This is a genomic window from Bifidobacterium boum, from assembly GCF_000741535.1.
GTDB classification, from domain to species: Bacteria; Actinomycetota; Actinomycetes; order Actinomycetales; family Bifidobacteriaceae; genus Bifidobacterium; species Bifidobacterium boum.
Genome location: NZ_JGYQ01000007.1, coordinates 265189 through 281613 on the forward strand (window position 1 = coordinate 265189; position 16425 = coordinate 281613).

The 16425-nt window shown below is 51.4% G+C and carries 10 protein-coding genes; 1 reads left to right on the plus strand and 9 read right to left on the minus strand.

Going from position 1 to position 16425, the window contains the following annotated elements:
* Window positions 1–161: 161 nt before the first annotated feature.
* The 9 genes from BBOU_RS02605 to BBOU_RS02655 all read right to left on the minus strand — a co-directional run bounded on the left by BBOU_RS02605 (window position 162) and on the right by BBOU_RS02655 (window position 15179).
* On the minus strand, window positions 162–1757 hold the full coding sequence (locus BBOU_RS02605) for a SpaH/EbpB family LPXTG-anchored major pilin (protein WP_026502637.1): 1596 nt from the start codon (window positions 1755–1757) through the stop codon (window positions 162–164).
* 115 nt (window positions 1758–1872) lie between these two features.
* On the minus strand, window positions 1873–5922 hold the full coding sequence (locus tag BBOU_RS02610; protein ID WP_026502638.1) for a SpaA isopeptide-forming pilin-related protein: 4050 nt from the start codon (window positions 5920–5922) through the stop codon (window positions 1873–1875).
* A gap of 669 nt (window positions 5923–6591) precedes the next feature.
* Entirely contained in the window at window positions 6592–7119 is a 528-nt protein-coding gene (locus BBOU_RS02615; RefSeq protein WP_026502639.1) for a DUF4256 domain-containing protein, read from the minus strand.
* A 530-nt stretch (window positions 7120–7649) separates the two neighbouring features.
* Complete coding sequence (locus BBOU_RS02625; RefSeq protein ID WP_033490002.1) at window positions 7650–8651, minus strand: SIR2 family NAD-dependent protein deacylase; 1002 nt, start codon at window positions 8649–8651, stop codon at window positions 7650–7652.
* Window positions 8635–9438 (minus strand): protein-ADP-ribose hydrolase, encoded by an 804-nt coding sequence (locus tag BBOU_RS02630; protein WP_026502641.1) that lies wholly within the window; start codon window positions 9436–9438, stop codon window positions 8635–8637. Before BBOU_RS02630 ends, BBOU_RS02625 begins: the two co-directional genes overlap by 17 nt.
* Before the next feature lie 616 nt (window positions 9439–10054).
* Window positions 10055–10546 carry a GNAT family N-acetyltransferase gene (locus tag BBOU_RS02640; protein WP_202961009.1) on the minus strand — a complete coding sequence of 164 codons (492 nt, stop codon included), beginning with the start codon at window positions 10544–10546 and terminating at the stop codon, window positions 10055–10057.
* A 209-nt stretch (window positions 10547–10755) separates the two neighbouring features.
* Window positions 10756–12864 (minus strand): DUF262 domain-containing protein, encoded by a 2109-nt coding sequence (locus BBOU_RS09180; RefSeq protein WP_026502643.1) that lies wholly within the window; start codon window positions 12862–12864, stop codon window positions 10756–10758.
* 771 nt (window positions 12865–13635) lie between these two features.
* Entirely contained in the window at window positions 13636–14106 is a 471-nt protein-coding gene (locus BBOU_RS02650) for a cyclophilin-like fold protein (protein WP_051616656.1), read from the minus strand.
* A 65-nt stretch (window positions 14107–14171) separates the two neighbouring features.
* The gene (locus BBOU_RS02655) at window positions 14172–15179 is read right to left on the minus strand and encodes an alpha/beta hydrolase (protein WP_238551965.1); all 1008 of its coding nucleotides are present in this window, start codon (window positions 15177–15179) and stop codon (window positions 14172–14174) included.
* A gap of 157 nt (window positions 15180–15336) precedes the next feature.
* Between BBOU_RS02655 and BBOU_RS02660 the strand changes: the two genes are divergently transcribed.
* Window positions 15337–16218: a LysR family transcriptional regulator gene (locus BBOU_RS02660; protein ID WP_026502645.1), complete on the plus strand. Its 882-nt coding sequence runs from the start codon at window positions 15337–15339 to the stop codon at window positions 16216–16218.
* Window positions 16219–16425 lie beyond the last annotated feature (207 nt).

Genomic DNA, 16425 nt, shown 5'->3' on the forward strand with positions numbered 1-16425 from the left:
CGGATCCGGGTCATGTGCGTATTAAGTTATTTTGGCTTTTGCCGTGGGGTGGAATCAAGCGGATGCCGCAACAGCAGGCCCAAATCTTCACCCATTGGACGACCACTATTGAAGCATCGCGCTTGACCCACATTTATTTTCTTGGCTTGCCGTGGCTACGCTCAACGAGCGTTGCGACGACGGACAGCGAAGACGATGCCGAAGGCAGCCACCAGGACGATGGCAGCGCCAGCAGCATACAGGATCGTGGTGCCCATGCCACCGGTGGACGGGAGGGTGTTGCCCTTCTTATCCACGATCTTGTTATCCAAGGTGGAATCCGAAGACAGAACCACATTTGGCAGGCCACCACTGATGGTGTGCGTGGCCTTAATCGTGATGGTCTTGACCGCAGCAGTGGTGTAACCCTTCGGGGTGGTGGTTTCCTTCAGGTAATAGGTACCTGCATCAAGGCCCTTGATCGGGAAAGTACCGTTTGTAGAGGACTTCATCTCCTCTGCGGTCTCTCCACCCTTTACCGGACGGTAAGCATTCAGAGTGGCATCCTTCACAAGCTGATACTCCTGAGTGCAGCCCTCATCCTTATAGAGCTTGAAGCCTGCGCCTGCAAGAGGTTCACCGTCCTCGTTGTCAATAACCTTCTTGTTGGTGATGGCAAAGGTAAAGACGTAAACGGTCTTGTCTTCGGTCTTGCCGAGACCTTCAGCGTTCGGGTTATTGGAATACTCGAGGTTGACGGAGTTCTTGTTATCGGTTGAGCCGCTGGCATCGTTGACCGTGGCGTTCTCATTGAGGTGAGCGTTGTAGATCACCTCGACGGTGAAGCCTTGGGCAATCTTGATGCCTGCGCACTTGGCAATGACATCGTCGATGGTCAGGGACCAGGACTGCGTGCCATCTCCCGCAGGTGTGGGAGTAGTTGCATCGTAATCAGTACGAGTGAGAGGCCAAGACTTAGCAGCAGTGCCATCATTGCCGTTCACTGTGACGGACTCGATGGATTCGAAGGTGACGCCCTTGCTCATCGTATCGTTGAACTTGACCTTGTAGGTCTTGTAATCAGCGAGATTGGCTTCTGCCGGAATGGAGGCGTCGAGCTTGAACTTGAAGGACTCGTTGATGTCGTGATCGGCGGTATCGCCCCAACCGTCAGTGGCTCCTTGTTCAGCGTCAGCAGTCTCATCCTGAACCTTCTTGTCGACGGTCGGCTGGGTGCTCTTCGGTGCAACCGTCACATCATCGCCGATGATCTTCAGAATGAAGGAAGTATAGGCATCGTTCTGCCCGCTCAGAGTTCCGGCCTTATCCTGAATAAGGTAGTAACCGTCTTCCAAACCAGAGATGGTGTAGGAACCATTACCAGCCGAGCTAAAAGCACCGGAATCAGTATGAGTGGTAGAGAGCACGCCACTGAACGCCGTGGCATAAGCCTTAGCCTGCGTAGAATTGTCCGCGTGAGTAGCCAAGGCAGTAGAAACATCGGCAGCAGACTTGTCCTTAAGCAGGGTATCAGTTGACGCTGCGAGCTTGGCAGAGTCAACACCAGAGCCCCATACGACATTGCCCAAGGAACCGTCTGTGCCAAGGTTGCCAGTGAAAATCTGGTATGCCTCGTACGTGTGTCCAGACTTGGCTGGGGTGATAGTAACAGTATGTGTAGTCTCTGCCGCCATTGCGGTGGAGACGCCGGCGAAACCGGCGATGGCCATTGCTGCGGTGGAGACCACGGCAACAAGGCCTTTTAGTACCTTATTCATTCTTTTTCCTTTTCTTTATTGGTTATATCTTCTCTGATGTTAAGTTTTCAGCCTTTTAGGAGAGGGTGTTCATAGAACAGCTACGGGCCGCCCTCCCCTCTCGCAGAGTCGATAATCATGATTGCCGCCTCCTGAGGCTCAAGGCCAGACCGGCCACGGCAATCGCCACTGCGAGGAATCCCGCAGTGTACATCTTGTTCACCCCTTCGCCGCCCGTGTCAGGCAGGACGACACCGGGGGTGTTGGTAATGGATCCACCGTCAACGGTGAATGCCGCGTTCTCTTTGTAAGTGGCAGTGGTCTCGTTGAATTGGGAATTCGTGTACCACTTGCCGTTCACATCGGAACCTTCAACGGGGCCGAAGCGGAACGTGTGCGGCGTGCTGTCGAGATTGAATCCGTCAGGAGCCTTGGTTTCGACGAGCTGGTACTCGCCCCATTCCAAGTCTCGAAGTTCGAACTTGCCCTTTTCCCCATTCCAGTCAGCGTATTGGCCAGACTGGGTGGTCTGCGTAGCACATTTATCGACACCACCTTTGCCATCCACGCAATCCTTGACGGTTCCAAGATCGTCAAACGCATCCGTGTATGTAGCAACGCCATTATTCCAAGAGAACTTCTTGATACGGGTCAGCTTCCATTCGGAACCGCCCAGGAATTCGGCGCTGGACTCGGAGCTCACCTTGTTCCACTTGACCGTACCGGTCTTGCGGGTGTTCGTCAGCTTGTGATCAAGCTTCTCCGGATCCCATGTTGCAACACCATTCGTGATGGTGATGGTGTACACCGTGCCACTGACCTCATAGCCGTTCGGAGCCGCGGTTTCCTGCAGATGGTACGTGCCATCCGACAGATCGGACACCTTGAACTTGCCAGCGGCGGTATCCTCATCCTTCTTGGTGGGAACAGTGTTGTTTTCCTCCACGTTCACCACGTTGCTTTGGGTCCGCAACACGGAGGCGACCGCGCGATACTCGCCACTGCTGGCGGCAGCGCGACGGCTGCTGTATGCGACGGTGGAGGTGACGGCGCAGCCGGAAGGGGCAGTGTCAAGTATCTCAGTTGCAGTGTTCAACGTCACAATGTCGCCTCCGTTGAACGCAAAGCCACTGTTTTCACCGGGACGATAGAAGGATCCCGGCGTAGTCCAGCCTGCCTTATCTCTGCGGATTCGGAAACTGGCGCTGGTAGGCATGACCTCGTTAATGGTGTACGACACGTAACCATTGCAGCCACTGGCAACCGTCATCTCTTTTCTGTTCGGCTGATCGCCGTTGTCTGCAGGCCAGTTTCCGTTCGAGGTCTTCCATTCAAGAAACAGCTTCTGACCATTATTCTGGTTGAAGTTATCTTGCATCTTGAAGAACACCGTGGTGGTGGTTGCCGGCGGCTTGGTCACATTCACCTTCAGGGTAACAATCTTGCCCGTACGAGTTTCCTTGGCCGTGATGATGACGGGGCTTGAGGTAACGCTGTTCGCGGTCAACGTCACGCTTGTGCCGGTGGTGGCGCTCAGCGAGACGTTAGCCGCACTGGAGGACCATGTAACAGTGTTGCCTGCAGGAGCCACAGAAGCAATCAGATTAAGGGTCTTGCCCTTCTCAAGACTGATTTTCTGACCATTGGTATAGCCGTTAATCGACACGGAAGTCTCTACGCCGGAAACTTCGACAGTGAACGATGCAGTGACCTTACCATCAGCCGACTTCACGGTAATAGTGGTACTGCCGTTGCCGGTTGGAGTGACGGTACCGTTCTGGTCAACCGACGCGACAGTGGCGTTGTCGGAAGACCAAGTCAGCTTGGCACCAGTGATCACCTTGTTTTGCTGGTCGTACGCAGTCGCGGTAAACGTCTGCGAATTGTTGCCCTCAAACGTAATAGGCGTATCAGATGTGACAGCTTTATTGTTTGCATCCGTAATCGTAATGCGTTTGACCTCTGTGCCGGACTGGTCATCAGTAATGTTCCAAGACTGCTCAGCAGTCTCGCCGCTCATCTTGGAGAGCGTCCACGTTGAACCGGCCAGCAACGTGCTGTTGTCGGTGCCATCGACCTTCTGCCATTCGATTGCCGAACCGGTCTTCTTATTGATGATCTTGCCGTCGGTCAACAGTTTGTCTGCATCCGTGCTGATTGCATTACCGGCACTGTCGAAAACGTTGGAGATGTTTGTCGCAGCCTCGGTAGTGCTGCCACCAGTATTGATCTGGTAAATGTTGGTGTTCTGCGCATAACCTTCAGCCGTACCCGATTCCTTCAGGAAATAGGTGCCGTTCTTGGCGAGGTTGCCCAGCTGGAGCGAACCTTCCGCATCGGCATCATCGTTCCAACCGCCATCGGCGATGGTGGCGAGAGCGTTCGTGCCGTGTACCGCATCTTCCTTCTTGCCGTACACGGTCCAGCTGGTTCCGCCGAGATCCTTGTGTTCAGCGGTGTCATCCACCTTGTTCCATGCGATCGCGGCGCAGGTGGTGGAGTACGAGCCGTTCCATGGCAGGTTATGGCGTTCCTGGTCCATATCAAGAATGGATGTGGTCTTCTCGCCGGACTCGTTGACGAACTCGTCTCCGACGTTATGCCCATCCGAGCTTAGGCCTTCGACCCTCTTCACAGTCTCGTTGTTCAGCATTTCGAAATCGCCGCCGACCCACACACGACCATTAGTAGAGACATGGCTCTGGAGGTTACCGTTAGGAACAAGAATGCTGCCCATCCACGCGGCAGAAGGGTCATCCGTGGCCCGCATATCATGCGCACTGCCCCATGCGCCGTGATTGGTGCTGGTGTTCGAGTCGTGGTTAGTGACCTGAATCTGGCCCGTAGCCTGACCACCGAGAATCACCACATTCGACGCATCGGCGAAATTCCACATGATTTGCTGCGCGCGCTTCGCGTAATTTTTGTTCTTCGCCTCTTGCGTAGCATCCCCAGATGCAGCCGTGACGAAATCGTTGGCAATATTATCGTCATTCCACCAGAATCGCCAACCATTGTGGAATTTGATGGTCTGCCCGTTCGCGCCAGTCACGTTAACCACAACGGAAGCGTTATCCGGCACGTTGACGAACTTGAAATCGATGCCCGTGTAATTGGTTCCGTTTAAATCTAAGTAAGAGGCGGGCAAGTTGAACACCTGCATGCTCTTGCTGGTGTCGGTGCTGGTGAAGGTGATCAGCTTTTCCTTCTCCAGCTTGTCGTAGAACGTGAAGGAATTGCCTTTGTTCCCGTTCTTCTTGTAGTCGTATTTGTAAATCGTGTAGGAGTCACCAGCTGAGGGGGCAGTTTCCTCAGTGACGGTACCGGTTGCCGGCAACTCTGTTCCGGTGTTCAAATCCGCAGAAAGCTTCGAGATTTTGCTCTTGTACGCGGAGTAGTCCGTTCCGTTCACATTGGACAAACCGCCTTGGTTCCAAGTCACCAAGCTGGGATCGATGCCAAGAACCGGCGGCTGGCTAGTTGTGGTATCGCTGCCACTCAAACCGCGAACAGAGTCAACGCCCGTCTTGCCCCACACTTGTGTTTTCTCACCAGCCAAGGATGCCGTATAGCCATGAGCCGTAGTATCAGTAGAACTCGTCTTGCCAAGCCATCCCGGAGCAGTCCAAGCGCCGACCTTGCTGTTCATCACAGATGTGTCGGTGTTGCCGCCAACCGCCAACACGGTCTTACCGTCAGCAGGACGGAACTGAGAACCAAAACCGACAACACCCCATCGGAAACCACGGGAGACATATGACTTGCCACCAGCACTGCCCGTATTCCACAGTTTCCAAGCTTCCTTCTGTGGATTCATGGCCAAGCTGCCGTTCACAACCGTCAAACCTTCGGCTTCAACGGCATAGGTGCCGGTCGGGCCAGCAGCACTGTTCAGCGCACTAGCATCAGACGGCTTCCCTCCCACATACATATCTCCGCCAACATATGTAGCGACGCCGGTATCAGTGCCTGTGACACTCATGTCATCACCCAGGCCAACAGAAGCCGGAGTGCAGGTTTTTCCGTCAGTGGGCTCCCCTGCCTTGGCATTGTAGGCAGGAATGAAGGAGGTAACCGCCATGGTGGCCATCATGGCGACGGCGGCGAGGGCTGCGGTGAGCGCACAGACCGGTTTTACCCCGTGCTTCGGCGCTACGTGCTTCAGCCGTTCCACCTGATGCCTCATCGTTTCATGCTCCTCAAATATCTCTATGTACTGAATGTCATCGTCCCCGTTCTTACCCTTTCATCGGTGAACCTTTCACGTCATCGGGGAGCGCTGATATTCCCAAATATAGATACGAGAGTATAGCATTCGTTTGCATTGCGCAAATCGACTAACCGGCAAGTTTAGCAGGTTTACCCTGCATCGTGGTTTATTGCACCCACCCCGCCCCACAACGGCACAACAATGTGTTTTCGTTGGAAATTCGCGGTTTTTACTGCCCGATAAAGCTGTCGCGCAGGCATCGATGCCCTATATCCCGCAACCGAACACACCATCCAAAATGAACGCCACGCTGTTCAGAAATAGTGACGAAACCGTCCACATCCAAGTGAACACAAACGCCGCCATCGGCGAACCATTCATAGGTCGCCGAAAACGGAGGTTACAGACCATGAAACATGATCCCAAACCTCCCTCTTCGGCACATCATCAACCCATTCGCCGAAGACGGAAGTTACACACACCAAAACAGGATCCCAGACCTCCACCATCGGCGACAAACCCGTGGATCGCCGAAGACGGAAGATACACACACCAAAACAGGATCCCAAACCTCCACCATCGGCGAATCGCACCTCTCTTTTCTCGGTCATGCGACACCGATGAGGATGTCCGCGTTGGAATCAGCTATGCAGGGATCTGGAAATAACCTCTCCATCCGCGGGCAGCATAATAAGAATCAGCCCCATTATGAAAAGTGAACACAACTCCGTATCGTTTTTCGCAGAAGATGGCTCCACCCTTCTGCCTAATCGCCTCTGGAGTGGCAATCCAGGAAGAGGTTTTCAGGTCGAACTCCCCAAGCTCCTGGAGTCTGCGGTAGAGCGCCTCCGTCATCAACTCGACTCCCATCTTGTGCGCTTGGCCAATGGCGCTTCCAGTTGGAGGATTCTTCTTTCTCTTCAGAAGCGCCGAATCGTCATAGCACAGGCTCCGGCGACCGGCAGGAGATTCTTTCGAACAGTCGCAGAAGATAAGACCTCCGGTTTCCTCATCAAAACCGATCGTGTCCGGCTCTCCACCGCTTTCCTCCATGCGCTTGAGGACGGCAAGCGCATCGGTATTCCCGTTCAGGCGCATCTCAACATCCTCCCATGCTATGCCCTGGTGACGCATGGGATTGTCAAGAAACCTGTTTTTCAGCACCTCAATCATCAGGTCGTCTCCTTCATTGGCTTGTCCGCTGTCAATACTCTTGTCAATAGTTCGCTTCACTGAATTGTCATCAGGATAAATCGCATCGGGGATTATTCCACGCTCAACAAGTGAATCATCAGGCGGTTCCCGAACACCCCAGCCTCCGTCTTCGGCGACAAATCCGCGAGTCGCCGAAAACGGAGGATACACCGCCCGAAAACAGGCACCAAACCTCCACCTTCGACGAACCACCAACTCACTCGCCGAAGACGGAGGTTAGCAGACCGATCAAACCCCACCAAACCTCCGTCATCGGCGAACCAACCAAAGAACCGCCGATGACGGCAGTTACACGGTCCCCCCCCCCCAAAAAAAAACCATCTATCCTCCGTCATCGGCGACAAATCCATGGGTCGCCGAAGACGGAAGTTACAACCCCACAAACGGCACCTCTAACCTCCGCCATCGGCGACCGATACAGGAATCGCCGAAAAAGGAGGATACGGACCCCGAATTCTGCGTAGCACTCCGGCTCCGGCACGGATGACTCACAGTAATGGCACGGACAGAGACGTAAACACATCGCCAATGTCCCCGTTAACGCAGATGCTCCTGCCTGCAATCTCGCCTGGGCAAAACGCCTCGCCGTAATTGATGCAGGCGTACACCGCTTTTTCATTCGCCAGGGTCATCTGCCAAAACGGATACTTCACGATGACCGGAGTGTTCGCCCCCACGCCCAGCTCCAGATAAAGCACATGGCGGCCCTCGCAGTGGTGCAGAAAGTCTGCATATGCCGCCGACGCCCTGTGCCATCCCACATCCTCGACAAAGGAACCATCCACACGAAGATTCATGGTCACATCGGATCCATCATCGGGGCATTTTGGAATGAGCGCCGCAGGAATCCTCATTTTCAGTTCGCCGCTCTCGGGAACCACAAACGCTCCATTCCCATCCCGCACGAACCCCTGCGCCTCCATCGCCTTCATCACCCATTCTTCGTTATCGTAGGTCTTCTGTGTGGATGGATTGACGCTCTGGAAAAGCCCGTAGTCCCCCTGAGTGTAGAACAGGCGATCTTTATCAAAGCCCGCCCTTTGGAACTGGTGATCCACGTTCGTGGTGATGACAAAGTAATCCTTGTCTTGCACAAGCGAGAGCAGCTGCTGATAGACGGGCCTCGGCGGATCCATGTATCGGTTGAAATAGATGTTCCGCGCCCACCACGCCCAGCTGGTCTCCGCATCGGGGAAGGGATAAAAACCGCCGGAATACATATCCTGAATGCCGTACTTGCGTGCGAAGTCAAAGAAATATCTGTCGAATCGCCCCCCGCTGTAGGTCATCCCGGCGGAGGTGGAAAGTCCGGCGCCAGCTCCGATCACGATGGCATCCGCCGTTTCGATCTCTTTCTTTAGCCGGGAGATTCGCTCCTCTTTTGAGCCTGTTCCGAATGACGTACTTCCACTGAAATACTGCACCGCGGCAAGTCCCTTCTGAATGCTCTCCTGATAGCCGTTCGGCATTGCGTCATACAAGTTCTTCATAGTATTTTCTGTCCTCATCCTTGAATACGTCGAAGATCACCCTGTCCATGGCGCCCGGATGCTGCGACAGCCAGCTGTTCACGGCGCTGACGGCGATGTGAGCCGCCCGCTTGTTGGGAAAACGGAATACGCCAGTGGAGATGCAGCAGAACGCCACGCTTTTCAGATTGTTTTCCACGCACATGTCCAAGGTGCGCAGGTAGCAGTTCGCCAGGTCTTTCTCGAGTTCCGGCGTCAAACCGTATTGCACAATCGGACCGACGACATGGATGACCTTTTTCGCGGGAAGATTGTAAGCATCCGTCAGCATGGGCACAGCCGTCGGCTGCTCGTAATCCTGGCCGTATCTGCTGCGCAGCTGGTCCATCTGCCGGTTGCACTCCGCCCGAAGCTGAATGCCGGCAAAAGTATGGATGGAGTTGTCAATGCAGATATGCATGGGCACAAAACAGCCCAGCATCTGAGAATTGGCGGCATTGACGATGGCATCCACGGCAAGCCGTGTAATGTCACCCTGCCAGATGGACACTGCGCCTCGGGTCACCGGGATGTCGGAAAGACGCACGATGCCTTTTTCTTCAGCCCTGCCTGCCAGATAGTCATCCTGCACGGCGAGCGCCTCTTCGGGGAACGGCTTCGGCATGCGGATGTTCATCAGCGACCGAAGGACATACCGCTTCCCCTCTGTGTCTTTCGGCGTTTCCAAATCCTTGTATTGGACGGAGTCTTTCTTGAATTCCTCCACGAGATAATCCAGCCGCTGATCCTGCGTCATTTTCTCTGTCATGCCGTTTCCTTCTTCTTTCTTCCCATCGCACTTTCTTCCCATCGCACCGACCGGATGAATCGTGGTGCAAATACCTCCTAAGCAGGCAACGATCTCGCTCAATCACGAATGGCATTGTGCGCTGAACAATACAATTGTGCGAACGGACCGTCTTCTCACATTCTCGCTAACGATTATCAGTTGTAGCCAGTTGCAGCCATGGCGGTTTCTCCTGCTCTGCGTAACCTAGTGCGGCAATGTTGAAACGTCAATGGGTTTTCGAAATTTGCGTATAAAAATTCCGGATGCTTATTGCGCATCCGGACTCCACCATCAACAAGCTCCCGCTGCAGGATGTCGCGATCAATGCCATCAATCAGATACCGTCTTTGCCGGCCGCTTCACCGTGGAATTCAAGCCCGGCATCACAATTGACATCGAAGCATAAAAAGGCTCCTCGCCGCCGACGCATTTGCCGGCAGTGAGGAGCCTTGGTCTTGTTTAGATTATCTGTCCCGGAAGTTTCAACTTCTTCTTTGCGGGAATCCCTTGTCGAATTTCTCCACATCGGAATCATCCACATAATATCCCTGCGGTGTCAGGTATACACCAGTAATGCCATCGAAGTATCCCGGAATCAGTTCCTTGCAGAGGAAAAAGGAGTCATCCACGCCTTCCGGCAGGTCATGGTAGCGGGGATGCCAAACTCACGGGCATAAGTAAAGCCGCACTTGCCGTAGAATCCGATATTGCCTTCAAGCAGAACAGCGCCATAGCCGAGTCCGGTCGCCTTCTCCAGAGAGTAAGCAAGCAGCGCCTTTCCATAACCCTTGCGTTTGAGTTCTGGAGTGATGCTAATCGGCCCCATTGTCAGGACAGGAATCACCTTGCCATCATCCGCTTCGATAACCGTCTTCATGAGCATATTCTGCCCGATCAGTCTGCCATCCTGCTCCATGACGAAATCAAGTTCCTTGATGAAAGCCGGATCATCACGCAGCACATGGAGCACATAATGCTCACTGCATCCCAGACGGTACACGTTCCAGAACGATTCCCTGACGAGATTCTCAACTTCTCTATGGTCTTCAGTTCTTTCTAAACGAATGATGTAGTCATCTGCATTCATTGTTTTTCTTCCTGAAAATCGTTGACTGCAATAATAACCGTTCTCGCGCCTATGTGCACATCGTAATATGTTCGACCAGCAGCTTTCTGTTTTGCTATATCGTTTGATCTGCCGTGCTCATTTGCATAGTTTACGAATGCTGTCCAGAATTGCAGTTATTGATCTTCTCCGGAGCCTTCTGCACTTTTTTCGGATTCCAGTACGTTCACCTATACTTCCCTCAACTCCTCCGGGATTTCTCGTCCATCTTTGACGAATGAAATACCGATCAGTTTTTCCAACTGTTCCTCGTCAAATTGCAGGTTCCAGCGTTCCTGCATAAATGCGAGGAGTTTTTCTGTTCTGCTGTATATCTCAAATGCAGTCCAATCCTGCAGTTTGGATACCTCTATCTCTGAGTGAGATCCATTCTCGTACCCGCGACGTCCCGTGGTTTTGGAATGCTTCTTATCCTCAAAACTATCATTCTGCAAAGCTGAGTTTATACTCCGAGACAACAGCAGAAGGTTCCCAAGGGCTCCGGAAAGTATCTTGATTTCGGAATCATTAAACTGCCGGTACATATTACGCCAGTAATACTTCGTCGGCGTCTGAGGGAGGATATGTTCGATGGACACTTTATCCTTCTCGGACTTTGTAAACATTGACCACGGATGATCTGTGTCGAAATGATTTATATTATTTTTCTCTATCAGCTTAGCCTCATATTCATAAAAGAAGTAGCGCAGACCGTTCCAGTCGTAGTAGCCATTTCCTGTAGAAAAATATTTCTCAATTCTGGTAACAAAGTTCTGCGTGGCATAAGGGATGTTGTTCGTAGTCGTGTCATAGATTTCTTTGCAGAGGTCATCAACATCTGTTTCTTTCACATACACCTGATGCGCAGCTCGATTATAACGACTGCGGCCCTGGGATGCATAAAAATGACCCAAGCGAAATGTAACAAAGATAAAGCGTTCGATAGCTTCAAAAATTTTAACTCTGCTGTTCGCAGAAATATCCCGCCTACTGATGACCGCAGTGACCAGAGGTCTGAAATATCCGATGCCGATACGGCTAAGTCTATCAACTCGTTTTTGCTCTTCAGGAGTAAGATTAACACTTTCAAACGGAAAATGGGTGTCATACCAGTACTTCGCCATATCTTTGAGGCTGTTGACATAGTCCTCGATTTCTTTTGGCTGAAGTTTGGATACCTCTATGTTTTCCTGTTCTTCTGTTTCGGTAACTTCCGTGTCGTCTGCATCCGTGACATCATCGCTGATAACCGACTCAGTCTCCGGATCAACAAAACGGGCGACTTTTTCAAATATGCCCTTTGATGAGAACTTGTTCAAAAGGAATTTGATGTAATCATCCCCACGTTTATGGGAGTCTCCGAAATAGATAATCCAATGGTCATGCAGGAAGTCATCATCGGAAAGAGATTCACTCTTGTTTCTACCAAGCTGATAGTATACTTCCTTCCAAGCATCATTTATCTTTTTTCGAAGTGCAGACTTGTCCTTCTCATCGAATACCTCATCATCATAAAGCGTGGTCAAATAAATCAGTCTGTTTTTCAACAGCTCAAGATTCGTCAGCTTCTTACCACGATTGTTCATAGTCTCAAAAGCTACAAATACATCATAATCGTCGCCGATTTCATGGAGATTAAACATCAGGTGCTGTGTGAGCTTCTTATACAGCGCATTTACTGCCTCAAGGCCGCCTTCTCCGGACTCTTCATATAGCTTGCTGATGTTTTTTGCAAAAAAGTCCTTTGCAACCTTTAAATTCTTCGTATAGTAGGTTTCATTCACCGTGCCGGAATACGGCTCATCGAACACCTTATATTTCATGTATTCCGCGCTGGGGTTGTCGACCTCATAGCCGAAAAGGTATGTTGTTACTACTCCGTTTGGCGGTCTTTTTCGGCAGATGTATTTTGAAACGATTTCTTCGACCGTCTCATCCCCCAGTGTGATTTCTCTATCTGACTTGCCCTTGTTCTCATCCAAGCCACGCACAAATCCCACGACCTCATTCAAGAGAATGACAAACGTGGTGATGCGCTGCTGGCCGTCAACGATATGACAAGGCTTGTATCCGTTCTCGACCAGCCACAAATCCTCGCCCCAACTGACGGTCTCCTTGCTTTCTAGTGGCTTAAGGGACAGGGTACCTGTATAGTGATCGCGATCAGACTGAAGATTTACAAGGTCATCCCAAAAATCCACCAACTGTTGCTGCAACCATGCATAGCCACGCTGATAATCCGGTATCCGGAATAATCTATTTTGAAAAATCCGAGACAACGGCTGCGGCTCATTTTCCATAATGTAGCCCCTCCTTTATCTTTTTCCCAGATAGTTACACTTTTACGAAGAGTTACTCTGCCGTATCTCTTCATCTGTTGGCCACTATTCCCTTTTTGTTGTTTAAGACAGTACACCTTAATCGGCTTGAATCCAAAACTGTTCAGCAAAGCTGGTAGAGAGATAGTCAACAGGAACTGCTCGATGTTAAATTCCTCCGATTGTCCGAAAACCGCAGTATTACTGGGCTTTCGCGGTTATTTTCCTTCGACCCGTGACATCAATGCCACCGTCTCAACGCGGCACGAGACAAGCACCTGAATGTCTGGATTCCGTACACATTTCCGCCCGTTCGCGGGAACTCCTCAAAGCCAAAAACGGCGCTTTTACAGGTGCTCTCCGTTTGCGGGAACTTGTCCACGTGTTTTTTCTACCTATAACACGGCGGGCAGAAGGAAGGCCATCGTTTCAACATGCCCTCCCCTGCCCCATGCTCTCCCCGCCCAATCGGTTTATGATCAAGGTCTAGGCCCAGTATGCCGTTAACTTGGGATCCGGCGGATCACCGTTCACGATGACCACCTTGCCGTCCGGTTCAAATCAGGGCAAAGCATGTCATCAAAGCACTTGGGTGAACCCGTTGAGAGGGGGCGTCTGGAATTTGAGAGCATATGACGTGAAATGTCCCATTTCGGCAAAATCAATCAAGGAAAGGCCATTGTCATGAAAAATAAGGCTGCGTTATTGATGTCTTTTCAACAACGCAGCCTTGTTCCTGCCATTATTCGTAGATTACTCTAATGTAATCGCAACATCTCCGCTGCCAAGCATCTCTCTCATTTCCTGCTGCGACAGATCAACATGTCCCAGCCTGGTATAGGCCCAGGAATTGGAGCCGTAGAAGATCACGATCTGGTTTCCGGAGTAAAGAACGATATCTCCATAGCTTGTTTCGGACTGTACATCATTCCGCACGATGCTCTGCCCGATCGGACCGACCTGCTCAAAGCCGCCGTACATCGACATCTGAATTGTAACAGGGCTTAATTCCTTCAGCGCCTCTACAGACGCATTGTTTTCCCAGGTTACGGGAACCTCTGTTTCACCGATCAATAATCGCATGGCATCCTCCACTTTCTGTGTTTCTTCATCGGACGGTTCTACCGGTATCACACTCTCTGTTTGGGAAGATGTCGTTTGAGGCTCCGTAGAGACGCTCTTTTGCGCCGTACATCCCGAAAGAACGAACAATATAGAAGCCATCAGAATAGCCGGTTTTCTCAATGCAGCTTACCTTCTGTAGAGTTCTTCCAGAGACAAAATGATTTTCATTTCAGATATTCCTCAAAGAAACTCTGCAGCTTCTCAAAGGGGATCGCATCCTTACCGCCGCCATCATAGAGGTCCGTATGAACCGCATCCGGAATGATCATCAGTTCCTTGTTGTCCGTGTATTTACTGTCCTTTACCATGTTGGCGTAGGCATCCCGGCTGAAATAACAGGAGTGTGCCTTCTCTCCATGAACGATCAGGACAGCGGAGCGAATTTCATTGCTGTACTGAAGGATTGGCTGATTTAGGAAAGACTCACAGCCAATGACATTCCACCCTCCATTGGAGTTCAAGGAACGGGCATGATAGCCGCGGCTGGTCTTATAGTAGTCGTAATAATCCTTCACAAAGAAAGGTGCATCTTCAGGAAGCGGATCGACTACGCCACCGCCCAGCGCATATTCACCGGCCTTATAATCCACAATGCGTTGCGCGCATAGGGCAGCCTTCTTGGCATAGCGGGCTTCCTCGCTGTCCTCGGCGTCAAAATAACCGTTGGCATTGACCCGAGTCATGTCGTACATCGTCATGACTGCCGTAGCCTTGATGCGGGTATCCAGTGCTGCTGTATTCAGGGCCATACCGCCCCAGCCGCAGATACCGATGATGCCGATGCGGTTGGGATCGACCAGATCACAAAGAGACAGGAAATCCACTGCCGCCATGAAATCCTCGGTATTGATATCGGGAGAAGCCATGTAGCGGGGCTGTCCGCCGCTCTCGCCGGTAAAGGACGGGTCAAATGCAATCGTCAGGAATCCACGCTCCGCCATGGTCTGTGCATACAGTCCGGAGCTCTGCTCCTTGACCGCGCCAAAAGGCCCACTGACTGCAAGCGCAGGAAGCTTACCGTCTGCATTCTTCGGCACATACATGTCCGCCGCCAGCGTGATTCCATAGCGGTTCACAAAGGTCACCTTGCTGTGATTCACCCTGTCGCTTTTCGGGAAGGTCTTGTCCCATTCCCGAGTGAGTTTCAGGTCTTCTGTCTTCATCATGGTCATTGCCGCCTTTCTATTTTGTATGGCTCTTTTTCTGAATGAGGTAATCGAGGCAATCAATCCTTTATTGGTGCTTGACGGGTCCTTTACAAATGGTTATATTGAATGTCGTGTTATTCGTTTTTGGAATATCATATCATATAAAAGAGGAACTTTCAGGATGGAAATACGGACGCTCAGATACTTTCTTGCGGTCGCACAGGAAGAGAATATGACACGGGCGGCAGAAACACTGCATGTAACACAACCCACGCTGTCAAAATCGCTGAAAAGTTTAGAGGATGAACTCGGGAAGAAACTGTTTACCCGGCACAGCTTCAGTATCAAGCTGACGGATGAGGGAATCCTCTTGCGCAATCGTGCCGAAGATCTGGTCAGTATGGTAGACAGGATCGAGCAGGAGTTCATTTCCCTGGACGACATCACCGGCGGGGATCTGTACTTTGGACTGGCGGAGTCATTCCAGATCCGCTATCTTGCCCAGTCAATCCATTCCTTTAAACAGACCTATCCCGATCTTCGGTACCACATCACCAGCGGTGACACGGAACAGGTCATGGAAAAGCTGGACAAGGGGCTGCTGGACTTTGTGGTGTTGGCGGAATCTGCGGATGCAGGAACGTATGAATCCGTCGTCTTCCCTGAAGCCGATCTCTGGGGTCTTGTCATACCGGAAGATGACCCGTTGGCAAAGAAAAAGGCCATCCATGTGGATGACCTGATCGGACTGCCATTATTCTGTTCTGAGCAGAGCTGGGAAAATGATATTCCAAAATGGGCCGGGGATAAGATGAGCGATCTGCATCTTGAGGGATCCTTCCGGCTAGCATACAACGCTTCTATTTTTACAAAAGAGCATCTCGGATATCTGCTCACCTTCGACAAGCTGATCGACACCTCTCCCGAAAGCGGACTTGTGTTCCGGCCGCTTATGCCTTGCCTTGAAACAAGGCTGTACCTTGTGTGGAAAAGATATCAGACGTTTTCTCCAATCGCGGAAAGATTTCTAAAACAAATACAATCTACATTTACCGCCATATGATTACAATGACTTCCGGCGACTGTAAGTAAAGCTGACTTGAGATGTCTGCTGTTTAAGCTGCTGTTATAGATGCAAAAGCGGTCTACAACCAATTTTAGCTGTGCACTCATGCCATGGTAATAAAGCGGCGTGGCAAAAGACAACCATATCCGATGCGAGGAGTTTTTAACGAATCATCCCCACATCATCTTTTTGTACACGAGGCCC

Coding starts and splice junctions, on each gene's coding strand:
- BBOU_RS02605 (WP_026502637.1), bottom strand. CDS start 1,757: ATGAATAAGGTACTAAAAGGCCTTGTTGCCGTGGTCTCCACCGCAGCA.
- BBOU_RS02610 (WP_026502638.1), bottom strand. CDS start 5,922: ATGAGGCATCAGGTGGAACGGCTGAAGCACGTAGCGCCGAAGCACGGG.
- BBOU_RS02615 (WP_026502639.1), bottom strand. CDS start 7,119: ATGATTGAGGTGCTGAAAAACAGGTTTCTTGACAATCCCATGCGTCAC.
- BBOU_RS02625 (WP_033490002.1), bottom strand. CDS start 8,651: ATGAAGAACTTGTATGACGCAATGCCGAACGGCTATCAGGAGAGCATT.
- BBOU_RS02630 (WP_026502641.1), bottom strand. CDS start 9,438: ATGACAGAGAAAATGACGCAGGATCAGCGGCTGGATTATCTCGTGGAG.
- BBOU_RS02640 (WP_202961009.1), bottom strand. CDS start 10,546: ATGAATGCAGATGACTACATCATTCGTTTAGAAAGAACTGAAGACCAT.
- BBOU_RS09180 (WP_026502643.1), bottom strand. CDS start 12,864: ATGGAAAATGAGCCGCAGCCGTTGTCTCGGATTTTTCAAAATAGATTA.
- BBOU_RS02650 (WP_051616656.1), bottom strand. CDS start 14,106: ATGGCTTCTATATTGTTCGTTCTTTCGGGATGTACGGCGCAAAAGAGC.
- BBOU_RS02655 (WP_238551965.1), bottom strand. CDS start 15,179: ATGACCATGATGAAGACAGAAGACCTGAAACTCACTCGGGAATGGGAC.
- BBOU_RS02660 (WP_026502645.1), top strand. CDS start 15,337: ATGGAAATACGGACGCTCAGATACTTTCTTGCGGTCGCACAGGAAGAG.